Annotated in this window: 32 protein-coding genes; 25 read left to right on the top strand and 7 right to left on the bottom strand. The window is 37.7% G+C overall.

The genetic code is table 11. The features are described 5' to 3' along the window. Window positions 1-2: 2 nt before the first annotated feature. The 13 genes from L5B83_RS09205 to L5B83_RS09145 are packed head-to-tail and all read left to right on the top strand — an operon-like array spanning window position 3 to window position 9,752. Window positions 3-329 (top strand): integrative conjugative element protein, RAQPRD family, encoded by a 327-nt coding sequence (locus L5B83_RS09205; RefSeq protein WP_265778269.1) that lies wholly within the window; start codon window positions 3-5, stop codon window positions 327-329. Beyond that, complete coding sequence (locus tag L5B83_RS09200) at window positions 326-559, top strand: DUF3262 family protein (protein ID WP_265778268.1); 234 nt, start codon at window positions 326-328, stop codon at window positions 557-559. Before L5B83_RS09205 ends, L5B83_RS09200 begins: the two co-directional genes overlap by 4 nt. Before the next feature lie 29 nt (window positions 560-588). Next, on the top strand, window positions 589-954 hold the full coding sequence (locus tag L5B83_RS09195) for a TIGR03745 family integrating conjugative element membrane protein (protein WP_265778267.1): 366 nt from the start codon (window positions 589-591) through the stop codon (window positions 952-954). Window positions 955-963: 9 nt separating this feature from the next. Beyond that, window positions 964-1,317 carry a TIGR03750 family conjugal transfer protein gene (locus L5B83_RS09190; protein ID WP_265778266.1) on the top strand — a complete coding sequence of 118 codons (354 nt, stop codon included), beginning with the start codon at window positions 964-966 and terminating at the stop codon, window positions 1,315-1,317. Window positions 1,318-1,326: 9 nt separating this feature from the next. Beyond that, on the top strand, window positions 1,327-1,965 hold the full coding sequence (locus L5B83_RS09185; RefSeq protein ID WP_265778265.1) for a PFL_4703 family integrating conjugative element protein: 639 nt from the start codon (window positions 1,327-1,329) through the stop codon (window positions 1,963-1,965). A gap of 10 nt (window positions 1,966-1,975) precedes the next feature. Then, the gene (locus L5B83_RS09180; protein ID WP_265778264.1) at window positions 1,976-2,836 is read left to right on the top strand and encodes a TIGR03749 family integrating conjugative element protein; all 861 of its coding nucleotides are present in this window, start codon (window positions 1,976-1,978) and stop codon (window positions 2,834-2,836) included. 10 nt (window positions 2,837-2,846) lie between these two features. Then, on the top strand, window positions 2,847-3,143 hold the full coding sequence (locus tag L5B83_RS09175) for a hypothetical protein (protein ID WP_265778263.1): 297 nt from the start codon (window positions 2,847-2,849) through the stop codon (window positions 3,141-3,143). Next, window positions 3,068-4,252, top strand: coding sequence for a TIGR03752 family integrating conjugative element protein (locus L5B83_RS09170; protein WP_326938364.1), 1,185 nt, complete (start codon window positions 3,068-3,070; stop codon window positions 4,250-4,252). Before L5B83_RS09175 ends, L5B83_RS09170 begins: the two co-directional genes overlap by 76 nt. A 20-nt stretch (window positions 4,253-4,272) precedes the next feature. After that, window positions 4,273-4,683 carry a TIGR03751 family conjugal transfer lipoprotein gene (locus L5B83_RS09165; protein ID WP_442780638.1) on the top strand — a complete coding sequence of 137 codons (411 nt, stop codon included), beginning with the start codon at window positions 4,273-4,275 and terminating at the stop codon, window positions 4,681-4,683. A gap of 8 nt (window positions 4,684-4,691) precedes the next feature. Further along, window positions 4,692-7,571 carry a conjugative transfer ATPase gene (locus L5B83_RS09160; protein ID WP_265778261.1) on the top strand — a complete coding sequence of 960 codons (2,880 nt, stop codon included), beginning with the start codon at window positions 4,692-4,694 and terminating at the stop codon, window positions 7,569-7,571. Then, the gene (locus L5B83_RS09155; protein ID WP_265778260.1) at window positions 7,543-7,959 is read left to right on the top strand and encodes a hypothetical protein; all 417 of its coding nucleotides are present in this window, start codon (window positions 7,543-7,545) and stop codon (window positions 7,957-7,959) included. The genes L5B83_RS09160 and L5B83_RS09155 overlap by 29 nt, the downstream gene beginning before the upstream one ends. Further along, complete coding sequence (locus L5B83_RS09150; RefSeq protein ID WP_265778259.1) at window positions 7,934-8,236, top strand: hypothetical protein; 303 nt, start codon at window positions 7,934-7,936, stop codon at window positions 8,234-8,236. Before L5B83_RS09155 ends, L5B83_RS09150 begins: the two co-directional genes overlap by 26 nt. A 4-nt stretch (window positions 8,237-8,240) precedes the next feature. Further along, window positions 8,241-9,752: a conjugal transfer protein TraG N-terminal domain-containing protein gene (locus L5B83_RS09145; protein WP_265778258.1), complete on the top strand. Its 1,512-nt coding sequence runs from the start codon at window positions 8,241-8,243 to the stop codon at window positions 9,750-9,752. Window positions 9,753-9,802: 50 nt separating this feature from the next. Here the strand turns inward: L5B83_RS09145 and L5B83_RS09140 are convergent, their stop codons facing one another. From L5B83_RS09140 to L5B83_RS09120, 5 genes are all read right to left on the bottom strand, one after another. Beyond that, a complete protein-coding gene (locus L5B83_RS09140) occupies window positions 9,803-10,129 on the bottom strand; it encodes a hypothetical protein (protein ID WP_265778257.1) in 327 nt (108 codons plus the stop codon). 203 nt (window positions 10,130-10,332) lie between these two features. Next, the gene (locus L5B83_RS09135; RefSeq protein ID WP_265778256.1) at window positions 10,333-10,761 is read right to left on the bottom strand and encodes a hypothetical protein; all 429 of its coding nucleotides are present in this window, start codon (window positions 10,759-10,761) and stop codon (window positions 10,333-10,335) included. A gap of 50 nt (window positions 10,762-10,811) precedes the next feature. Then, window positions 10,812-12,800: an integrating conjugative element protein gene (locus L5B83_RS09130; RefSeq protein WP_265778255.1), complete on the bottom strand. Its 1,989-nt coding sequence runs from the start codon at window positions 12,798-12,800 to the stop codon at window positions 10,812-10,814. A gap of 17 nt (window positions 12,801-12,817) precedes the next feature. Next, window positions 12,818-13,774, bottom strand: coding sequence for a TIGR03756 family integrating conjugative element protein (locus L5B83_RS09125; RefSeq protein ID WP_442780631.1), 957 nt, complete (start codon window positions 13,772-13,774; stop codon window positions 12,818-12,820). 2 nt (window positions 13,775-13,776) lie between these two features. Beyond that, entirely contained in the window at window positions 13,777-14,211 is a 435-nt protein-coding gene (locus L5B83_RS09120; protein ID WP_265778253.1) for a TIGR03757 family integrating conjugative element protein, read from the bottom strand. Between the two features lie 397 nt (window positions 14,212-14,608). Between L5B83_RS09120 and L5B83_RS09115 the strand changes: the two genes are divergently transcribed. The 6 genes from L5B83_RS09115 to L5B83_RS09090 all read left to right on the top strand — a co-directional run bounded on the left by L5B83_RS09115 (window position 14,609) and on the right by L5B83_RS09090 (window position 17,708). Further along, complete coding sequence (locus tag L5B83_RS09115) at window positions 14,609-14,953, top strand: hypothetical protein (RefSeq protein ID WP_265778252.1); 345 nt, start codon at window positions 14,609-14,611, stop codon at window positions 14,951-14,953. A 111-nt stretch (window positions 14,954-15,064) separates the two neighbouring features. Continuing rightward, window positions 15,065-15,322 carry a hypothetical protein gene (locus tag L5B83_RS09110; RefSeq protein WP_265778251.1) on the top strand — a complete coding sequence of 86 codons (258 nt, stop codon included), beginning with the start codon at window positions 15,065-15,067 and terminating at the stop codon, window positions 15,320-15,322. After that, window positions 15,319-15,570, top strand: a complete 252-nt coding sequence (locus tag L5B83_RS09105) for a hypothetical protein (protein ID WP_265778250.1) — start codon at window positions 15,319-15,321, stop codon at window positions 15,568-15,570. Before L5B83_RS09110 ends, L5B83_RS09105 begins: the two co-directional genes overlap by 4 nt. Then, the gene (locus tag L5B83_RS09100) at window positions 15,567-15,722 is read left to right on the top strand and encodes a hypothetical protein (RefSeq protein WP_265778249.1); all 156 of its coding nucleotides are present in this window, start codon (window positions 15,567-15,569) and stop codon (window positions 15,720-15,722) included. The genes L5B83_RS09105 and L5B83_RS09100 overlap by 4 nt, the downstream gene beginning before the upstream one ends. A 109-nt stretch (window positions 15,723-15,831) precedes the next feature. Then, entirely contained in the window at window positions 15,832-16,800 is a 969-nt protein-coding gene (locus tag L5B83_RS09095) for an ArdC family protein (RefSeq protein ID WP_265778248.1), read from the top strand. Between the two features lie 155 nt (window positions 16,801-16,955). Continuing rightward, window positions 16,956-17,708 (top strand): hypothetical protein, encoded by a 753-nt coding sequence (locus tag L5B83_RS09090; RefSeq protein WP_265778247.1) that lies wholly within the window; start codon window positions 16,956-16,958, stop codon window positions 17,706-17,708. An 852-nt stretch (window positions 17,709-18,560) separates the two neighbouring features. Here L5B83_RS09090 and L5B83_RS09085 read toward each other — a convergent pair. Together L5B83_RS09085 and L5B83_RS09080 are read right to left on the bottom strand one after the other, a co-directional pair. Then, window positions 18,561-19,082: a hypothetical protein gene (locus tag L5B83_RS09085; protein WP_265778246.1), complete on the bottom strand. Its 522-nt coding sequence runs from the start codon at window positions 19,080-19,082 to the stop codon at window positions 18,561-18,563. Between the two features lie 16 nt (window positions 19,083-19,098). Next, a complete protein-coding gene (locus L5B83_RS09080; protein ID WP_265778245.1) occupies window positions 19,099-19,722 on the bottom strand; it encodes a recombinase family protein in 624 nt (207 codons plus the stop codon). A 279-nt stretch (window positions 19,723-20,001) separates the two neighbouring features. Here L5B83_RS09080 and L5B83_RS09075 point away from each other — a divergent pair, with 279 nt between their 5' ends. The 6 genes from L5B83_RS09075 (at window position 20,002) to L5B83_RS09050 (ending at window position 23,017) form a co-directional block, all read left to right on the top strand. Next, window positions 20,002-20,343, top strand: coding sequence for a hypothetical protein (locus tag L5B83_RS09075; protein ID WP_265778244.1), 342 nt, complete (start codon window positions 20,002-20,004; stop codon window positions 20,341-20,343). A 279-nt stretch (window positions 20,344-20,622) separates the two neighbouring features. Continuing rightward, the gene (locus L5B83_RS09070) at window positions 20,623-21,195 is read left to right on the top strand and encodes a hypothetical protein (protein ID WP_265778243.1); all 573 of its coding nucleotides are present in this window, start codon (window positions 20,623-20,625) and stop codon (window positions 21,193-21,195) included. Between the two features lie 116 nt (window positions 21,196-21,311). Further along, entirely contained in the window at window positions 21,312-21,809 is a 498-nt protein-coding gene (locus tag L5B83_RS09065) for a hypothetical protein (RefSeq protein WP_265778242.1), read from the top strand. Next, the gene (locus L5B83_RS09060; RefSeq protein ID WP_265778241.1) at window positions 21,799-22,014 is read left to right on the top strand and encodes a hypothetical protein; all 216 of its coding nucleotides are present in this window, start codon (window positions 21,799-21,801) and stop codon (window positions 22,012-22,014) included. Before L5B83_RS09065 ends, L5B83_RS09060 begins: the two co-directional genes overlap by 11 nt. Before the next feature lie 72 nt (window positions 22,015-22,086). Further along, entirely contained in the window at window positions 22,087-22,659 is a 573-nt protein-coding gene (locus L5B83_RS09055) for a hypothetical protein (protein ID WP_265778240.1), read from the top strand. A gap of 13 nt (window positions 22,660-22,672) precedes the next feature. Next, window positions 22,673-23,017, top strand: coding sequence for a hypothetical protein (locus L5B83_RS09050; RefSeq protein WP_265778239.1), 345 nt, complete (start codon window positions 22,673-22,675; stop codon window positions 23,015-23,017). The last annotated feature ends 10 nt before the right edge of the window (window positions 23,018-23,027 follow it).

Genomic DNA, 23,027 nt, shown 5'->3' with positions numbered 1-23,027 from the left:
TAATGCGTAAATCACTGATCATTTTCCTTTTCCCTGCTCTATTTGCCGTTCCCAGCTTTGCTAATGAACAAGCTGAGCTAGATCAGGCACTCAGACAATTAGAATCTGCGAAACAAGCGCTTTATCGTGCACAACAACAGGCTAGACAGTCATCAAAAGTGCCGGTTAAATCGCGTTTCTATTTTGATTATCTGAAAGCGCGCCAAGATATTGAGTTAGTCAAACAAGGTATTCATCGTTATTTGAATACCGATCGTGCCCAACCTCGCGATCCAAGACAACTTAAAACACTTTCTGGCGACTATAACAAAATAAGAGCATCACAATGAACAACGAACTGATAAAAGCATTTGATATCGGTGCGGGAAGCAGTGCAGGTGAAGTCAGAATTCTTATTGTGGCGATAATCTTTGCGGCATTCTTCTTTGTTTGGGCTTATATCTTATCAAGTGCGTATGAAGGCGTAAAAAAAGGGCAACTTTCCCTAAATAAATTAGGTTGGATGATTGGGCGTATTGCACTGGTTAGCTTAGTGATGGGCTATTTTTTACTGCATTAATTTTTTAATCATTAATTAAGGACTACACAATGAAACAGCAATATCAAAAAATAAAAAATCTTGCTACTAAAATTTTGATCTCATTAGGGGCATTTATATCTTCTACTCAAATGAGTTTTGCCGGTTTACCGACAATGGAAGCACCAAGTAAAGGGGAAGGTGCGGGGCTTTTTGAAACGCTAAAAAACTATGGCTATGACTTTATTTTATATGGCGGATTGCTCGTTAGTGCTATCGCCTTTTTGAAAGTCGCCACCGCAGCACTTGAAACCTTTGGAGAAGTTCGAGCAGGTAAAAAAGGCTGGGGTGAGTTTGGGATGATTTGTGGTGTTGGGGTCATCCTTTTAGTCGTTATCATCTGGTTAATCACGAAGGCTGTCGATATTTTGAATTAGGAAATCGGTATGAAAGAGCATTTATCATCGGAAACGATTACCTTTATTCCTGAAAGACTTAATAAACCGCCCGTGGTTTACCGCGGTATGACAATATCAGAGCTTGCTATTGTTGCCATATCAGGCTTAGGAATAGGGTTTGTAATAGGGGTTGTGATAGTGCTCTTTTTGGGCAACTCGGTTTGGATACCCACGGCCATTGTACCCACCTTATTTTTGAGCATCCGTTTTGGCGGTGTCTATCTCTCTCGCTTAAAACGGGGTAAACCAGATAACTGGCTTGAAAGATTTTTTGAGCTCAAGTTTTCTCCCTCAAAGTTCATTACCACTGCACAGGATTGGGCGGTTAAACGGACAAGGTAATCACAGATAATGAGTAAATATAAACATGAATTAACAAGCCAACGGTTTCATATCCAGAGTTTGCGTATCATTATTGTTGTTTTATTAATGGTTGTAACGGGGTTAGGATATGGTCTTTATTCCGTCCCTAGAAACATCATCGTACATAACCCGCCAGATTTACGGACAGGATCGGTTCGAGCTTGGTGGGAAATTCCTCCCTCAACGGTCTATGCATTTACATTTTATATTTTCCAGCAACTTAATCGTTGGCCAAAAGATGGTGAACATGATTATAAACGTAATATTCACGCGTTACAGGCTTACTTAACGCCACAATGTCAACGATTTTTGGAACAAGATTATGAAAACCGAAATTTATTAGGTGAACTTCGCTCACGTGTACGTGGGGTATATGAAATCCCTGGACGAGGTTTTGATAACTCACGTGTAAAAGTCAATAGTAAAGATAGCTGGGATGTCACACTCGATTTAAGTACCGATGAATATTATTTGGATAACCCCGTTAAACGTGTACTTGTGCGTTATCCATTAAATGTAGTGCGTTATGACGTCGATCCAGAAGCAAATCCATGGGGACTTGCTCTAAATTGTTATCGTTCAACACCACAGCGATTAGAAATTGAGCCTGTCTCAGAGAAAAAATAAGGAATAGCCTATGAAAACCAAATTATTGCTGACCATATTGCTTTCTTTTACCGCAGCATTAACGCAAGCAGAATTATTAATGACTTGGAAGCGCATACCGTTAACCATTGATCTCAATCTGAATGAAGAGCGGATAATTTTTGTTGATAAGAATGTTGCTGTCGGTATTCCTGCTGAGATAGAGAACAAGTTACGCGTACAAAGTACAGAGGGAACTGTCTATTTAAAATCAAATGATGTGTTTGATTTAAGTCGATTACAGTTACGGGATATTGAATCTGGTGAGATTATCTTAATTGATCTACGTAGCCGTGCTAATAAAGGACGTTTAGAGTCTGTACGCATTTTGTTTAATGAAGATGTTACGACAAATCGTAAAAGTGTGTCTCAAACAATGGTCTCTGATGAGGAGACGATGACGCCACCGAAAAGCCAATTACCGATACCGGCTGCATTAACGCGTTATGCTGCCCAATCTCTGTATGCCCCATTAAGAACTGTAGAGCCGTTACCTGGCGTACGTCGAATTGGGCTGAAATTACCTAAATCACTCCCGACATTATTACCTAATTTATTCGTACGGAGTACTCCACTAGAGAGCTGGGAATTAGGAGATTATGTTGTTACTGCTGTGCGTATTAAAAATCTTTCTAAAGATGCAGTAGATTTAGATCCTCGTTATCTTCAAGGTTATTTTTACGCAGCTACATTTCAACATGCGTTTTTAGGAGAAACCGGTTCCCCTGAAGATACGACGGTTGTCTATCTTGTGACAGAAGGCAATCCCATAAATGCGTTTATTCCGCAAGTGCGCCTTGTGCCTTCTAACAAGAAAACTGTGACAGTAAAAAAAGCGGCATTGAAGAAGTAGGAGATAAGGGATGAAAATCAATAAATCAAATGGCATGCTAAAACTCCTTCTTGTTATTTTTTTGGGATTAGTTGCGGCCGTGATTGTCATTTTTTCAAGAGGAAAATCTGAAAAATCAATCAGCACGACACCAGAAGGGGTGGTCTATGACGTGACAAAGCAAGAGCAGCAAGAGTTGGGGATCATCGCAGGTGATACGCCACATGATACGCTCAAAACACTTGTTGGAACATTAAAAAAGTCCGTGCGGATATTGAAAAAGCCAATGATGAAAATGAGCGGCTTAAACGTGAAAATCAAACGTTAAGAGGGGATTTATCTCATGTAAATCGTCAAATTCAAGATGCCGTAAATCAAAAACAAAATGAACTTATGGATCAATTTGAGCAACGTTTTTCACAATTATCGCAACGCGTTCAACAACAGGTCAATACAACGGTAAGCACTTCTGATATCCCGATTGGTAAAGGCGTTACTTCAGATGAGCAATATACTGAAAGAACAATCACGTGGGTATCACCTGATGACCTGGTCTATCGCGATAGCAAAGGAAATGTAGTTGATGATAATTTTAAAGGTCAGAAAACGAGTGCTTTTCCTAACCCATTTAAAATACTGGATGATACCCATTTGGGTAAAGCAACAAATGAATTTATTGGTCAAGAAAGTCGATATAAAGAGAAAGAAAAAAGCGCAAATTTTCCTTTTTATACCATTCCAAGAAACGCCACATTGATGGGAGCGGTCTCTATGACCGCATTGCTTGGACGAGTGCCACTTAATGGCAGTGTCTCCGATCCTTACCCGTTCAAAATATTAGTTGGACGAGAAAATTTAACGGCCAACGGAATTGAGTTACCTAATGTTGAAGGGGCAATCATTTCAGGAACGGCGACAGGGGATTGGACGCTGTCTTGTGTGCGTGGAAAAGTGGAAAGTATGACCTTTGTATTCACAGACGGAAGTATTGTTACCTCAACAGGGGAGAAGAAAAATCAGAATAATAACAAGGGTATTGGGTGGTTATCTAATCCTGAAGGTATTCCTTGTATTCCTGGTTCACGTAAAACCAATGCACCGGAATATTTAACGACACAGTTTTTCTTATCTGGTGCAGAGGCGGCCGCACAAGGGTTAGCCATGGGACAAACGACAACGGTGACTGATGGGAACTCAGTTGTGGGTGCGGTAACAGGTAATCAAGGTAAATACATTTTAGGTCAAGCATTAGGTGGCGGGCTTAAAGAAACCTATGATTGGCTAAGACAACGTTATGGCCAAACGTTTGATGCGGTTTATGTACCGCCAGGTCAAAAAATTGCGGTACACATCGACCAGCAAATTGAAATTGATTATGACAGAAATGCTCGAAAAGTGAATTACACCACAATAGGTGGTTCACGCCAAATGGATTAATAAGGAATAACATTATGTCTATGCTGAAAAAAATAATTATACTTTCAAGCTGTATTTTAGGGATGACAGCCTGTTCAACTTCACAAAAAGAGCTACTTCCTGTTACAACGGGAGAAACAATGCTAGATATTTGGAATAAAGATACGGGCGGTCAATCAGCCTTAATAGAAGCACGTAATGCCTTACAATTTGTAAGACCTATTGAGAGTCCTGCTGCACAATCTGCTCAGTTTGCTCATTATACCCGTACGGCGGAAAATGAAGCCAAAAACTTATTTCCTCGTTTACCTAATCCTGATTTAGCGATGTTTGTTTTTCCTCATTTATCCAATACTGCAGAGCCTGTTCCTATTCCTGGCTATACCACGGTATTTCCATTTTATGGACGTGTGCAATATGCACAGCCTGGTGAACGTACTCGAGATTATTAGAGGTGGCTATGCTTGGAAAATGGTTTAAAACCACAAAACACAAAAAAGAGAAGATAGCGCCCCAATTGGATAGCGTTGATGAGACTCAAGCGATAGCTGAAGTCTCTCAAGACACCTCAAATAAGCCTCAATTTTTGTTACGACAAGGAAAATATACGACTGCACAACATTTGCAACAGTATAAACCGCAACCCTCTATCGTTGATAAATTACCTTGGGTTGAATTTTTAGATGATGAAAAAGCCTTATTGCTCGAAGATGGACGTTCTCTTGGTGCTATTTTTGAATTAGCGGTGATTGGAACAGAGGGACGATCATCTGATTATTTAAACATGGTCAGGACACAAGTTTGTAATGCTATTCAAGATTCATTTGTTGAGCTGGATAAACATCCTTGGGTCGTCCAGTTCTATTGTCAGGATGATGAAATGTCGGCTGAGTATGAGCAAGTGCTACGTGAGTATGTCAGACCCAATGCCAAAGGGACGGAATTTACTGAACAATGGCTCAATATCATGGCAAAACATTTGCGTGACATATCGAAACCAGGTGGATTGTTCGAGGATAAAACCGTAACAGGGACACAATGGCGAGGACAACAACGACGTACTCGTATGGTGATCTATCGCTATGTGGATGCTAATACAGAACTTGAATTAGCCTTAGAAGATTTAAACGCAACCTGCGAAACCGTGAGCAACGCATTGTTAAGTGCAGGAGTACGAGTAACACGTTTAGATGGTCATGCCATTCATCAATGGCTTCTACGTTGGTTTAATCCTGCGCCAGAGCTTTATGATCACCCGGAAGAGTTTTATAAAACCTGTCATTACACCATTAAAGAAACAGAAAATAAAGATGATCTGTATTTAAGTAATGATTTTGCTGAAACACTTTTTGTTAATCCACCTCGTACAGAGGAGCATTATTGGCTATTTGATGAACAGCCTCACGAAGTAATTATGGTTGACTCACTTAGACGGGCACCCGAAGTTGGGCATTTGACTGGTGAAGTGAAACGCGGAGATAACTTTAATACGTTATTTGATTTATTGCCCGAAGGGGTCATTATGGCCTTGACGGTTGTTGTCTATCCGCAGGACTTGTTAGAGCTACATATCCAAGGCATTTATGATAATGCCTTAGGTGAAAATACGGAGTCTATTTATGCGCGTAAAGACTGTGAGCGTGTTAAAGAATTTTTAAAAGAAAAACACAAACTATACCGTTCTTCACTTGCCTTTTATTTAAAGGCACCGAACAAGGATGAGCTTAAACGTCGCTCGCGAAAACTCAGAACCACATTACAATCAACAGGGTTAGTTGCGATTCGAGAAGGTGCTGAGGTGGCCCCTCTTAACAGTTATTTACGTTGGTTGCCAATGTGTTTTAATCCTGCGGATGACAGCAAAAACCTCTATACCAAATTTAACTTTGTTCAACATATTGCTAATTTGATGCCTGTTTTTGGTCGTAGCATAGGGACACGTCATCCAGGGATTACGTATTTTAATCGAGGCGGTGCGCCTCTTGATTTCGATGCATTAAATAAAGAAGACCGCTCCAAAGCAGCACATTGTCTTATCCTTGGGCCAACAGGAGCAGGTAAATCGGCGACATTTAACGGCAAGATTGCACAAGTAATGGCAATTCATCGCCCTCGATTATTTGTGATTGAGGCAGGAAACTCATTTGGGTTAATGGCTGAATATCTCGAACGTTATGGGGTGAGTGTAAATCGTGTGACCTTGAAACCTGGCGGTGGGATTTCACTTCCGCTGTTTGCGGATTGTCATAAACTTATTGCGGATCCGTCTTTATCTGAAGCTCAGCAAGAAATATTGCGTGATATTGATGATATTTCGTTAAGTGAAATGGAGAATGAGGAGACCTCTAGCGATGAGGAAGGAGACGATCAGCGTGATATTTTAGGGGAGATGGAAATTGCTGCACGCTTGATGATAACCGGTGGTGAAATCAAAGAAGATGAAAAAATGACACGTGCGGATAAAGCGATGATACGTAGAGCGATTATTTTGGCCGCAGAAAAAACGTATGCAGAAAATCGAACCACATTGACACAAGATATTCGTGATGCGCTTTTTATGTTAAGTAAAGATGACTCTCTGCCTGAGGCAAGACGTAACCGCGCGTATGAAATGGGCGAATCTATTGGGATGTTTTGCCAAGAAGGTAGTTTCGAGGCTGAGTTATTTAACCGAGAAGGGGTTATTTGGCCTGATGCCGATGTAACGTTAGTTGATTTGGCTACCCTTGCTCGCGAGGGGTATGAAGCACAGCTTGCTATCGCCTATATTTCCTTAATCAACCATATTAATTCCTTAGGGGAAAAGTATCAGTTTTCAGGGCGTCCTATTGTGAATATCACTGATGAATCGCACATTATTACTGTCAATCCTATGCTAGCTCGCTTTCTAACAAAGGCCGGTAAGATGTGGCGTAAATTAGGTATTTGGTTATGGATGGGAACACAAAACTTAAAAGATTTCCCTGGTGATGCGGCCAAGCTCCTTTCTATGCTCGAGTTTTGGGAATTGCTTTGCCTTGAAAAAGACGAGGTGGAACAAGTGTCTCGATTCAAGAAATTGAGTGAGGAACAAATTAACTTAATTATTTCAGTAAGAAAAGAGAATCGTAAATACACAGAAGGAGTATTGTTATCCTCAAAAATGGAGGCCTTATTCCGTGTTGTACCACCAAGTTTATATTTAGCGTTGGCGATGACCGAGCCTGAGGAAAAAGCTGAACGTGCAGCACTGATGCAACAATATGGTATTTCCGAGCTCGATGCCGCAATTAAGGTTGCTGAAAATATTGATAAAGCAAGGGGGATATACAGTGAGACGCAACACGCTATTTTACATTAACCCATCTCAGACAATTGATTTGAGTACATTGAAACAAAGACTCTCCGCTGATGTACAACAACAGATTGATACACTTTGTGAATGTGTGCATTCCTATGCAGGAAATATCGCTAAAGTAGATGTGCTCCCTTATCGTGTAACAAATATGGGATACATTAAACTGACTATTTTGGGCGATCTTGGCCAATTTGGTTTACAAATTGTTGTGGCCGGTTATACAGAATTTCCGAACAATCATACTGATAATTCTTATCGACGTTATATTAGTGTGGTTGATTCAACCGATGCATACTGGTTAACCGAGGTATTAAAGCGAGAATTACAAGCCAATATTCATTTAAAAGCTAACACGGAGCACAACGATGAGCACAATGAAATCACTGATTAAACTGGCTGCAATTGTGTTTTTCCTGATAGTGGGATTGTTTGTGATTGCCCATTTTTCCTTAGAATATGGAGTCGATTTAGCGCTTCCTACTTTTTTTAAATCATATTGGCTGTTATTCGTCTTATTGCGACTTGTTATTTATGCGGTTGTCGGATTTTTCTTATACAAATTACGAGACAAATTAGATAACACTAGACGGTTAGTGATTGCGTGTGTGATTTGGGTTGTCGTGATGGAAGGTATCAATATGATGCAACTTATCAGAACAGGAGTATAGTACGATGAATATCTCACTTACTGTTGATAATTATTTTGAATACTTTCTTACGTTACTTGGCTGGATCATTAACAATAACCTTTGGGATTTACTGACTCAGACAGGGGTGTTTGCCCTGCCTATTCTTTTTCACATTATAGGCTTAACGCTGAAAGTAAGAGAGCAAGGGGATGATGAGGGAAATAAAGGCAAATTGCTGGCAAGTTGGTTAGAAAATGCCATTTATATGAGCTTTTTGACCATGATACTGACCTGTATGCCTGTTTTTACGGTGTCATATAGTACATTAGAATTTAATACCGAACGGATGGAAACCTGTGGTTATACAGTCTATAAACCGCAAGATACCGGGCTTGGAAAGTTGTCTTCAGAGTTAAGTAGTAAAGAAGCCACCTTACCAATATGGTGGGCATTTACTTATACCTTGAGTAAGGGAATAACACATGGGATGGTTGCAGCGATCCCTTGTAAACCCGATTTAAGGCAAATTCGTTTTGATATTCAACATTCACAAATTGCGAGTCCAGTATTACGTCAAGAAGTGACAGACTTTGTTGAGCAATGTTTTATTCCTGCACGTTCTAAAATCAAGCGCTTGCAATATGAGCTTGATGAAGCGCAAGCAAGAGATTTAGACTGGATTGGCTCAAGTATTATGCTCAATACCGTAGGGCTTTATGATACGTATCGCTCTAAATTGCCTCGAACGCATTGGCCGTATGATGCGAAACGAGACGTGGGGCTACCTAATACGGGGAGTGGGGGGTATCCTTCTTGTAAAGCATGGTGGGCCGATCGTGCAATTGGGCTACGTGCGCGATTATTACAACAAGTTGAACCGAGTATTTGGGAGCGGTTAAAAAAAGTCAGTAATGATGCGCAGACGTATGAAGAGGCGGTATTAAGACGGTTAGTTAGTCCTCAAAATATCCAAGTATCGAGTGGCCGCGTATATGGCGGTTATGGTGGGCAGATTGCGGATGGAGATAATGGCATACATTTTGATAGTCTACGAAAAATATCGACTTATGCAACCCATTCACTAGGAGGATTATTTGCAGCGCCCACCTTTGAAACCATACGGCAAGCCTTACCGATGCTTCAGGGCATTATGCTACTTGCTATTAATTTAGCGATTCCGCTTCTGATGGTTGTCAGTGGTTATAATATTTCTACTGCAATCACTATCACTATTGTGCAATTTTCGGTATTTTTCCTCACATTTTGGTGGGAACTGGCAAGGTGGTTAGATACCTGGATGTATTCGGCATTATATCTCAGTGATACCCATTCCTCTTGGAACTGGATGGGCATTCAAAATGAATTTGATGATGCGGTAATGGGGACGGTGGTCAATACACTGTTTTTGATTTTGCCAACCTTATGGATGGGGATGATGGGATGGGCTGGAGTTAGAGCTGGACATGGGGTAACTGCTCTTTTAAATGAAGGTAGTAAGACATCAAGTAATATAACAGATAAAGAAATGAACAAAATTAAGAATAAAATCCTATAAGAAGCCCAAATGCACTTATTCAAATATATTAGATAAGTGCATTCTCTTATTTACTCGTCATCTTGTCTGATTCCGCCTATGTAATAATATCCATCGGCACGATATCCATCGTTAAGTCCAAAATCAAGAGGTACGTAAGAATCATCCGAATGAGTTTTTGTCCTCAAAAAAGCCAGCACAAATAGCACTATAAATATGGCAAATAATACATAGAGGGATAAGATAGCAACAATAATAGAAACGGCAATAAATAGATATTCGCCATATTTAGCAGGAATACGTAACTTAATAGCTAAACGTTCAAAAAGCGCTCGGGTAGATTTAAATAATAAACCTAATTTATGACCCGCTTTATAACTCATCTTTTGACCTAACATATATACTCCAATCTATTAGTTATCCTTATTATTTGTAATATACGACTCTTTTTTATTCGATGTCAATACAGTATTTTATTGAATTCAGATGTTAGCGTGACTTGTATAGCGCGATAAAAAAGCACACAAATAAAACCATTCTCGTGTGCTTTTCGTTATGTGGTAGATTATGATTAATAACCTACGCCAGATTGCTGCATAAGTTATTGGGACATAAGTGAGGTTTCAAAGTTTTTCGTCATAGGCTTTTTCGTATTACACACGGCAAACTGTTTCGGTTCGGCATTGTTAGGTACTTTAAATATCCCCGCAAATAGTGGTTTACCATCGCCCATTGACTCCTGATATTGCACATAATAACTGTTTTGCTTATCTTCAAATTCAAGTGAATACAAAATATGACCAGAACGACTGGCAATAATCGTATTATTACGCGGCATAATATCTTTTATCGCATTACTGAGTTTTAATTTCTTGTATGATAACACATAGTTAGCACCAGATTTTTCTACAGTAATGGTATTACCATCTTTTGAGATACAAGAAAAAATTGCTCCTGTAGCAGCTTGTGCAGGCACGGTGATAGCTGCAAGTGTTGTTGTAACGAATAAAGTGAATAGTGTTTTACGCATTATATTGCTCCTTAATAGTCAGGTTTAATTTATAGGTAAATTATACATTATTACGATTTATTTAGAATATAGTCAGCCTCCTGATTACGACGTCTTGCATTTGAGCCCTTGTTATCGTTTTGGCGATTGCGTATCGCATTAGCAAGTGCGGTCATATCTCCCGTTGCAGCTGATTCTCGCGCAGCTGTTATTACGCTTTGGGTTTTTCTCAGTGTGCCATAATTATAAGCATAGGAGGTTAATACAGCTTGTGCTTGTGGGGATAGGGCATTCCAAGTCTCTGGTGAGACTTCCCTTTTGGCAATATTGGCAAATTCTTGTGTACGTCGAGCTAAGTCTCTTTCTGCATCTTCACGTGTCACGATAGTGTCTTTGGTGACACGTACAATCGTACCATCTGCTTTTGTTATGGTATCTGACCCATATCCTGTTCGATAAGCATTGACATCCCAATATGCCTTGCTACTGTAGCCTTCAAAGGTTTTTAATAAACCAGATGCTTGTTCCATTGCTGTACCACTAATTGCACCAATTGGAGAGTATGCCCCTGAATTTGAATTAGGACTTGTTGGGGCATAACTTGCATAGATATTGCCTAGACCACTTGCTCCTTCAGAACGAGGGATTAAAATATATCGTTCTTGTAAGTGTCTAGGAAAGCCTAATGCCCCACCTAATGAGGTATCCGTATCATTTTTACCCGCTAATTCAGATAAGTTAGCTAAGCGCTTTGAGTTATCTTCAGCATTACTATCAAGAGAACGTAGCTGATCATTGATTCGATTATTTAGTATTGCAATGGCTGTATTATTGCTAATTGATTTTTGCAAATCCATTTCTAATTTGACTTGCTCGATTTCTCTATCAAGCATTTTTAAGGTCGCTTCAAGATCGTCTTGGGCGGCCGTATTATTTGCTACGTTAGGTTCTCGCATACCCGTTAAGAGTACGCGACGTAATACTAAGGCCTTTTCTAACTCTTTAGATATTGCAAGCTCTTGAGCTAATCTCGCACCAAGTATTGGGGCATCTGGATCTTCTCTTAATGCTTCAATAAGCCCTCTGGTAACGGTAACTGTTGAGGTGCTCAGTTCAGTAAGTTTTTCATTCGTAATATCGTTTGTATTTAAAATGTTTTCGAGCTGCGTTGCTTTAATTTTGGTTTGCGCCTCAATTTCTGGGGCTAGACCACGACCAGGTTTTGTTTTTTTCGGTTCACCGCCGCAATTATCACAGGTTTTCATTGTCTTTTCACCTAGGATACGTATTGCATAATCACGCATATCTTGTGGTGATTGCCATTCAGTACATAGCATACCATCGCATTGTGTTTTAGGTATTGTGTTTTTATCTAGTGCATTTCGACCTTGTGCCATATTAAATCCCGCACTGACAACATCACCAATGACTGCAATGGCTTTTTGTCCCTTTCCGCCTCTCTTTTCACCTCCTACCCATTTAGTTCCTTTTTCACCTTGTTCCTGCTCAAGTTTTTTTTGAGCTTTTTTCGCATCAGGCTCAGCTTTAGTAATCTCTTTGTAATTTTCTAGCCCCGCCATTTTTGCCCATTTACTATCCATGGCATAATCGGCTAGTTTTTCAGACATTTCTTCGCAACTGGTTTTCAGTTTGTCGAAATCAATTTTACCCTGGTATAACCCATTGGTTAATATATCGTACAGTTGTGGATTGGCGCGTTGAATGATCATTGCAGGCAGGCTCGCAACTGCACCGGTTGCAGATTGAATGACATTGCTGTATAAATCTTTAAATCCCTCAGTAATCCCATTTAATTGATTTTTAACCGTCGTTTTTAAGTCAAAATTACCGCACATCAGGTTAGCTTGCCACCCAATACCAAAGCTATATTCATTGGCCCGCTTTCTGGCCGGCGAGGGAGCAATGGCTGAACCGCCTCCAATCTGATAAAAGATTTTGTCTGATAACACACTACCTTGAACATAGTCCGTATTGGCCAATGTGGTATTCGATAAAGATAATAAAATACCTAAACTTAATGCACTTATTTTAAATTTCATTATGATTTATCCTTGATTTAATGTGTATGTGTTGTGATCCAATCTGTATTGCCTAGAAATACTTGTCCTTCACGCTTGCAACAGGCATAAGGACGCCAAAGCGCCCAGCTGTAATTTTCTGTTGGGGAGACTTTATCGCCATAGCTATCTGTCGCATTTCCATCAGGGAATACAGAGCAACTTTGTTCCATTTTGGGGCTGAGCATTTGCCAACGGTGTGTTTTTTTATCGCCTTCTTTTACTTCTTTGGGATACCATTTGCCTTGACCACCGCTTCTCGTTGCGGGGTAATACACATGTAGCTGACCTGTACGACTAACAATGTCGGCAATACGTTGTGCGATAACAGCTGCGGCTTTATAGTCATGAGTTTGAGTTACACTGCCTGATCGTGGATAAATATTTCCCCACAAATCACCAGCCTTACTGACCTCACGCATGCCAGGTGTAATTGCTTCGGGATAGAACATTTCTGGCATATTTGAGCGCCAAGCAATGGCATCTAATGCGCTTAAAAAATAAGGTTGAAATGGCGTCGTTTGGCTTTCGCATGAGTAACCATAGCTACTGAACATTTGCAAAATAATGCCCCCAGGATGACCAATGGCATCACCATTTTTAAAGGTATATTGTGTGTATTTTTTAGTTGGCGTTTCATATTGGCCACCCATAACCCCTTTATTCATAAAATTCACTTCTTTCCAGGGATTTTGATTATTATGGTTATAGACGGAGACAACCATCTCGGGAATAAAATGATGAACCTTAACAGAGGTTTTAACGCTGCAACTCCAATAGGTACAATACAGCCAATAACAGACGCCAACGGTTTGATAATCAGCACAACTTGGAGAAGCCCCTGATGTCATGATAGTTGCTGTATTTATCTCCGCTGATGCAGTCGTAGGCATGAAATGAAGAGCTGCTACAGCTATGTGATTTAATAATATTTTTCGTAATATTGATTGTTTCATCGTCATTTCCTTACATGGGATTGTTCATAACGTGTTAAGGCTCGCTGAACATCGGTTTCTCCGTAAATTACCGTCGGCGTATGGGCGTCATTTTCAAAGACAATTGCAGGAATTTTTGCGATCCCCGTGGCCCATGCTTTAGTGACCCCGACATAAGCCTCTTGAATCTCTCTTTCAAATTGCTTCCAATTTTCTGAGGTCATCATGTTTCTGACTTCTTTTTCTGCTTGTTTTAGGTTAGGACTTAGTGAGGAACTAAATTGCGTTTCAAGTTGTTCTACACGATCAATAAAGTAGATTTGATGGGCTAAATTCGCATTTTGTATAGGATAATTTTCAGTTGTGTATACTGTTATTTGTGTTTCTTGAATATCTGGCGCAGCCCAAGAAAGGGGTGAGATTAACAGTAATAATGGGATTAAATTCAAGGTTCGCATAACAATCCTTAGAGAGAATAACTTAGCGTAACCTTAAAAATTTATGGTTATAAATGAAATGAAAAACTCTGTTTAAATTTTAGAGAGTTTTTTATTGAATAAATTATCAAAAATGAAAAAAGAGTTTTTGATTGATCATAGTGTGAATACATCAAATAATCATCATAATCTTTCGCTATCGTGGATAGCAAAGTAGGTAGCGAGAACCTATAACGCTACGGTCTTGTTGCGACAAGATTGGTTCATATCCCAAATGTTCCTCAGCGTTCTGAAAAGGACTCCGACTTATTGTTCGGGAACGCATCTTTTACGTGTTTATAACCTGTTCAGGGAAAAATCATTCCCTGTGGGTGATTTCTCCTTGAATGTTTTTTTAACTTTTAATGGAGAATTCATTATGAATAACCTTACGTCTAAAGAATTGGATGTATTTGATCCATTCGCTTCTAAACCAAAATCTAATTTCTTCAATAAATTGGGTCATCAATTAGGTGGTATGTTTGTTTCTGCAAAGAAAGCAGCAACCAATAAATACCTTGATGTTACAAAAGGAATTAACCAACGTATTGAAGAAGAGCAAAGGCTAATTGACCAGGAAATATTCGCTCATTTAGCCGCTCAAGCAGAAGAGTTTGAACAAGAAGTTCGTAAACAGAAAAAGCGTTGGATTCAAGTTTCTTTAGGGCTTATAACATTTTCGTTATTTGCTGGAGCTATTGGAACATATCTCATGCTTATCTAATTTGTTTGTTCACTTAACATCTTGATTGTTTAATTAAGATGTTATCCATTTTTCCATAGGGAAAGACTTCTCTATGGAGTGTTTCCCTATCTTTTATCGAGGAGAAACACAATGAAAGTACATATTCTGCTTTCAGCAATTGGAGACTATATACCTAAATATCAACAACGTGGTGATGCCTCTTATCAAGCGTTAGCTGATGAAATCATGCAACAAGCAAAAGATGTGTGGCAGATTCGTCAACCGCGTGAAAATAGGGTGAGGTTTTTACAAAAAATGCCTTCACAGTATGGCTCACATTTTCGTTTTTTAGAGGTGACTCAAAAAGATGAAAATACCTTGTTGGTCTCAGGAGGACGAGCAAAATGAAAGAGAAGCTAAAAGCGTTATTTTATCACTTACAAGGCGTAACATTATTACGTGTAGGTGATGATTTACGAAAAGGTGCTTATCTGATGGGGCTTGGACTGGTGGGGATTATTCTATCCTCTGACAATGTTTCTGTCTCTGAAGGGATTTTTCTCTTTATTTTTGGTGCAGTTGTTTGGATAATAGGTCATCTTTGTGCTTATTATGCAGATATTAAGTCAAAACATACACAAGGAGAGAAAAAATGAATTGGGCACTTTTCTTTACATTAGGTTTGTTTACGCTCTTTGTTGGCACGTTTGTTGGACTTGTCTATTGGGCAAATTGGGATTTGATTAAAGCAGAGTTTTCAGAAGATGAAGCATCAGTTGACAAAAATCCCGAGAACAAATCAAATTAACTTAACTTTTCTACACTGATCTTAATCGTATTACGATAAGATTTTCACCCCCAAGGGAAACCACCTCCCTTGGGAAGCGTGTTTCCCTTTTTTACTTAGGAGAAACACGATGAAAAATTCAACACAGAAAACAGATATTTACCAAGAAATTACTGATCGCATTATTACCGCACTTGAATCGGGTACTGCACCCTGGTTAAAACCGTGGAGCAACCCAGAAGGCAATTTAGGTTTGCCTTGTAATGCCGTGTCAGGACGGTTTTATCAGGGGGTAAATATTTTGCTTTTATGGATAGCAGCGGACGAGAATGGTTATCAACAATCAAAATGGATTACTGCCCGTGCAGCCAACAAATTAGGTGGCTATGTGCGTAAAGGTGAGAAAGCGACGATTGTTGCGAGCTATTGTCCGATTGAACGTGAAAAATGCGACGATGAAGGTAACCCGATTCTTGATGAAGAAGGGAATCCTGAAATGGAGCAATTTGCCGTTTTAAAACGTTATCCCGTATTTAATATTGAACAGTGTGAGGGCTTACCAAGCAATCTGTTTAATACCGAGATTGACTCTGCATCCAATGACGAAATGAAGCGGTATCATATTTATGCGGATATTCGCAAAATTATTGATGGAATGTCATTGAATGTTGAGATGAAGCCGAGTCCTCAAGCATTTTATCAGCCTACAGCCGATAGAATTGTGATACCTGAAATGAAACAATTTGATTCAGAGCAGGGATTTTACAGTGTGTTATTACATGAAATGACACACGCCACAGGGCACATCTCTCGTCTAAATCGAGAGGGAGTTGCTTCAGGAAAATCGAAGTTTGGCAACAAAATCTATGCGTTTGAAGAGTTGATTGCTGAAATGGGCGGGGCATTTTTATGTGCGCATCTTGGTTTTAATCAAGTACCACAAAATGCGGCCTATATTCAAAGTTGGCTCAAGATTTTGAAAGAGGATAATCGAGCCATTCTCAAAGCCTCAGGGTTTGCCCGCAAAGCCTGTGAATATATGCTTGAGACGCTCGATGTTCAAAAACAATATGAACATTACTATCCTGAAGCAGCGTAAACCATACGGAGTGGCATCATTTAATGATGCACCTCTTCCTTTCAACCTTTAAAAGTGCGGTGAAATTTCACCGCACTTTTTCCCAATGGGGATACATTTATCCCTTTGGGACAGTGTATCCCTTTTATCATTTAACTTAAATAAGGAGATACACAATGCCAAATTGGTGCGAAAATTCACTTGAAGTCTCAGCTCAAGATTCTGCCATGCTGAAGTCGATTGTTGAAAAAGTTTTACGCTTCGATCAAGAAGAAAATCAGCAGGTGGTTGATTTTAACTTGTTAATCCCAATGCCTGAAGAAGTGAATATTGTTTCTGGAGGCTATGGTTGGCCATCATTTCGATTATTGGGGCTAGACAGGTTACAGCAACTGACTGACGAGCTAATTGATGAATTTATCAAAGATGGCAAGAAAGCGTTACGGTTATCTTTGTTATCACGAGAGCAGCACTGGACTGTGGGTGATTTTATCCATTGGCTTAACGTTCATTCTAATGAACAGGATTATTTTCACTTTGATTTAGCCTTAGGGCAGCAAAATATTGATAATCAGCGTAAATATAATGCGCCTACTTGGTATGAATGGGCTTATGCGAATTGGGGCGTAAAATGGAATGCGGATACACAATGTTGCGATGATATACTTGATGGACAGACGTATTTTTGTGTGAGCTTTAATACCGCATGGTGTCCACCTTCAGAATGGTTTACTGAGCTTACCCATCGGTTTCCTGAAGCAAGTTTTCGATTAGCCTATTTTGAACCGGGAATGCTATTTGCAGGTATTCAAAGTTCTGATGAAACAGAGACTTGTCATTGCGAATATCCTGATTCAGTAGAAAGACTTTTCAATATTGCAATGGAGTTTGGTTATTCGAAGGACGATTTTGAATTTGACCATGAATAATGGTAATAAAAGCACTCAGTATTGAGTGCTTTTTACTATTACGACGATACCTATACCTCAGATAGATCTATATCCCTATCGCCAAAATAAATTCATAAGATAGATATATAAACCTATTCCCAAAATCATATACACTAACAAAAGAATAGGATATCCGAATCCCTTTTTTTCTATCTCATCCATATGTGTTACCACGTTTCCAAACTGGAGTAATATTAGAAAAAAGAACGGGAGTGCCAATAAGATATAATTTAAAGTAGCCAGTTCTGTTGTAGATACAAATATGTAAAAAAATACTGTTGCCGATAAAAAAAGCACCTAGTACTAATAAGTATGTGATTGCTCTAAAAATTTTGTTTTTTGTGGCTTGGCTCATATTTAATTCTCCAGTCATCATTAATTTGTTATAAAATATTTCTTAGTTAGTTAAAAATACAATCAATAATAAAAGAAATAAATAACCTAGGCTTTTTAATATCGAGTTAGCCTTTAACTCATCATCTGCATGTGTCAGGGCAAGCATGAAAATAAAAAATGTAATTACCCCTCCCAAAATATTGTTTGCCATAAAACAGCTCAGACAGACGAGTCCTGGAATTCATAGTGCACAAAAATACAACACATGGATAATAAATTCACTCCACGGAAAATCAGATGGTGATGTGTGACCACGATAATTTTTATCATAACGATTGAGTGACTTTTTTCTTGACATGCTTGTTCTCCTTAATGCCTATATATAAAAGAATCATCCTAGAATGAAGGGGTTTTATATTTTACTCTGCTTTATAAAAATTAAGTTTGTTCCTCCAGTTGTGATGGGCTATAAATAAAATTAACCGTCATATTTTTTCATATATCTTTCCTGTATTGAGTTGTTAATAAAAAAGCTTGAGTAAAAAGAAAAAAACACACAGCAGAATTAAAGCATACAGTTAAATATAGCATATGAATAAAAAATTCAATGATTATTGAGCTTGATTTTCCTAATAATGATAGCATAAAAATAGGAAGTGATATAATAGAGGATGTTAAACCTATATATTTATAAATTAAAGTGGTCGCTTTAATTTTTATTTTGAAATATTTATTTAGACCTCCTGTCCATATAACAGGTGTTGTATTGCTTTCGTATTTATATACATACTTTGAAGACCAAGAGCAAGCAGCTTGAAAGCATAGACAAGGAATGCCTATACCGAAAGGAAGTAAAATACTAAAAATAGTAATAGAGTTTTGTTCATTTTCAAAAAAGTAATAATGAAGCGCCATATTACATACAAAATCAATAAAAAAAGATATCCAAATAATTGCGAAGAGCGTATTCTTTTCTTTAATTGGTTTAGATGATTTTGATAATGTTACTTTTTCCATTACTTATTGCTCATGATTATTTTTTTCTTTGTCGCCAAACTCTCAATACTGTACTTTCACTTGTATTAAGGATTGCCGCGGTCTCTTTAATGGATATCCCATTTTTTCGCTGTTCAATAATGGCGTGATGTAATGCGGTATTGGGTTGCCGTCCTCGATATTTCTTTTGTTTGCGTGCTAGTGCAATTCCCTGATGTTGTCGTTCTTTTCGTTTTTGGAAATCATTGTGCGCCACACTGACGGCAAGTTTTAAAAACATGTTCTGCATTGCAGAAAAGAGATCCGACATTAAAAATTTAGGATCAAAAACCTCCGCACTTGTACCGAGACTTTGTGACACGGTATCAAAGTCAAATATCTCAGGAACCTGAATTTTTGCCCCTTTTGATTGTATGGCATTAATTAACTCAAGGGCTTTTTTCGGTTCTAACCGTGTTAAGCGATCGATACTTTCAGCAATCACGATATCGTTTTGTTGCAAATCACTAATTAACCGAGAAAGTTCTGGGCGTTTTTCCCATTCTGTTGTACCTGAAATTTTTTCACGATAAACCGCAACCACATAAAATCCTTTTTGTTTTGCGTCATCAATCAATTTATCTTGGCGTTGTAGGTCTTGCTCTTCGGTTGAAACCCGCATATAAATTCGTGCGAACATAAAATACTCAATATACCTTCATTAAGGTCATTTTTTTATGACCCTGTTATTGAACCCCATTTTCGGTCTAAATGACGGAGGCATTTAATGGCTTTTTGCCTGTGCCATTGAGGTATACCCTAATGACGGTCACTATTTTGCAAAATATCAGGGGATTTTTAGATAGTTAATTGTTTTAAAGTTTCAGATAGTTTCTAGGATGAGAAAAAGATGAAGTTTATTACACTGGAACAACATTGATACTTTTAAATCATCATTAAAATGCCAGCTATTATCAAAATAATAATTATTTTAGTCGTTATGCTTTCAAATTTGGCTGTAGCTCAACGTGAAGGAGAAATTTGTCATGCTAACCCAGAGGAATCAAAATTTAACTATGCCGGATTATGGGAACGTGATGAAGTAGGAGTGATGATTTGTAATTATAGGCAATTTTTGTCAGAAGAAGAATGGTTAAACTCACGTAGAGCCACTGAACCAGAAGATGATGAGCAAAATCAGATAGAAAAAGAATTCAATATTATTATTGATGAAAGTTATGATTTAATTAGTAAGTTAAAGGGAAAAGGGCTAAGGGATGAAGGGGAATGTTTTCAAGGGTAAACCGCTCCACCGAAGTGGAGCGGACTTACCCGAAAGGGCCTATTGAAAAGGCTAAAGGGCTTTTATATTTTTACTATTAAATTTAACTCTATTCAGCGCTTCAATATATCGTAATTTAGCATTTATTCCATATTTTTATAACGCCAATATGCTGATAATTCTTGTGTAATATTCCATGACCACAGGTGATTATTTACCATTTATATAGTGTTGACTAAAAAATTAAATTACTCAATAATAGGTATTGCATACTTTGCGTTTACTTTTAAGGAAAATGTGATGAGTAGATTAGAAAGAATGATATCAAAGCTCAAATGTAGACACTTTGTGTGTTTATTTCTCCTTTATCTTATTTACCTCCCTTTCCAGCCTTGGATTATCGCAGAAATCACCACGCCAATTCGAGCCAAAATGATCGAGAAAGACGTCATTAAAATTTATGTAAAACCCGATGAATGGCGTAGGTTAAGAGGGATTACTACCATTGCAACTCCTTCAACTCCTCCGTTAGAATGGAAGGATCTAAGAGACGTTGAACACAGCGATATTCAATTTCCCCAAACGCTGGAGTTTGAAGGGCGAATTTATGATGCCAGTTTTATGGACGAGAAAACACATATTATTTTATATAATCATGATAATACAAAGGATAGAAAGAGCTTTGGAGGCTGCGTTTTTGATGCAAATTATCACCTCTATTATGATCCCATTATCCATAAGATTATAGCTTCAGTTCAAGATGTTTTTGGGCTTTATCCGTCATATCTTGCTGGCGAATATAATAGTGTTGGAGAATTAGATAATAATTATTCAAAATTGAGAGAATTTTTGCAAAAAAATTATAATTTTTAGTTAGGAGATTATTATGAGTAGCGGAAATAAAGCTTTGTTAGCATTCTTTTTATGTCATTGAATTAACTAGGAGTGAATATGGATCATCCTTTTTATAAAAAATTAGGTTATTTTTTGTGTTTCTTATTTTTTTAGGTTGGTGTCTAGTATTATTTTATAGTGCTATTCCTTTGGAATTTAAAAAATATATAGTTGAAAAAAATGAAGTTCTTCTCATAAATGCAAGTGATACTATTAACTTATTAAGTAAAAATCCAGATAAGTCAAAATTTATTTTTATTTGTTCTTTTTACTTCGGGCTTTTTTTTCTTTTTTTTCATTTTTTTATGATAGTTTATCTAAAAGATTTTGATAAGTTTGAGGTTGATATACCTCTTTATAAAGCTATACCGACTTTACTTTTTTCATATGTTTTTCTTTCAAGTTTTTATGTTTTTGGTCTTATTTTTCCAGATGTTATTCCTAGGATAGATAGACTGTTATGGTCAGGTGGATTAATATCTAATATAGCGTTAGTGGTAATTATGGTATGTCAAGGTCTTTTGAGTATTATTATATTTCAAATTTTTTATTTAATAGGGAAATTAATTAAAGGTGAATATTATGGTAGATAAAAAGAAACAAGAAACTTCAGATACATTGGTTGTATTTGAATTATCTAAGCAGGCAGGATTACAAAGTATTGAAGATGCAACTAAATTTGTTAGAGAAAATTTAGATGAGGCTTTAAAAAAATCGAATGGTTTAGATAAAATTCTTACTAAACCTTATTCATCCAAAAGGCAGAAAGGTGGCATTATCATTGATTTGGCATATTGACTAAAAAATCAATTTACTCAATAACAGGTATGTCTGTTCTGCCATACTTTTCTTATCTTAAAGTGAAATATTATGAATAAGCTACTTGAAATCATATCAAAACTGAAATTCCGTCACTTTGTGTGTCTATTTTTGCTTTACCTGATTTATCTTCCTTTCCAGCCTTGGATTATCGCAGAAATCACCACGCCAATTCGAGCCAAAATGATCGAGAAAGACGTCATTAAAATTTATGTAAAACCCGATGAATGGCGTAGGTTAAGAGGGATTACTACCATTGCAACTCCTTCAACTCCTCCGTTAGAATGGAAGGATCTAAGAGATGTTGAACACAGCGATATTCAATTTCCCCAAACGCTGGAGTTTGAAGGGCGAATTTATGATGCCAGTTTTATGGACGAGAAAACACATATTATTTTATATAATCATGATAATACAAAGGATAGAAAGAGCTTTGGAGGCTGCGTTTTTGATGCAAATTATCACCTCTATTATGATCTCATTATCCATAAGATTATAGCTTCAGTTCAAGATGTTTTTGGGCTTTATCCGTCATATCTTGCTGGCGGATATAATAGTGTTGGAGAATTAGATAATAATTATTCAAAATTGAGAGAATTTTTGCAAAAAAATTATAATTTTTAGTTAGGAGATTATTATGAGTAGCGGAAATAAAGCATTGTTAGCTTCAGCCTCTTATGTTGATTTTTTTGATTCTAATGGAAACAAGAAAGATACGAACAGTATTAGAGAAGTATTAGAAAAGAGAAGATCTATGAATAAATCTCAAATAGATCAGTTTTTGAATACTTACGAAGTAATGGATCAACAACTGGAAACAGCAAGTGGTTTTTCTGCTATGGTAGTACGAGAAAAAGTACAGGTAAAAATCTCTTTGTTATTAGAGGAACAGCAGATAAAGCTGATTTTAAATAGAAATATGTTGTACGTTTTTGAGCTTTATCTTCCAATTTTAAATTTATTTATAATGATGAAAAAATAATGGTTATTTT

This window comes from Avibacterium sp. 21-599 (assembly GCF_026226765.1).
Lineage (GTDB): Bacteria > Pseudomonadota > Gammaproteobacteria > Enterobacterales > Pasteurellaceae > Avibacterium.
The sequence above is the reverse complement of the archived record's forward strand: the minus strand, read 5'-3'. Positions and strand labels throughout refer to the sequence as shown.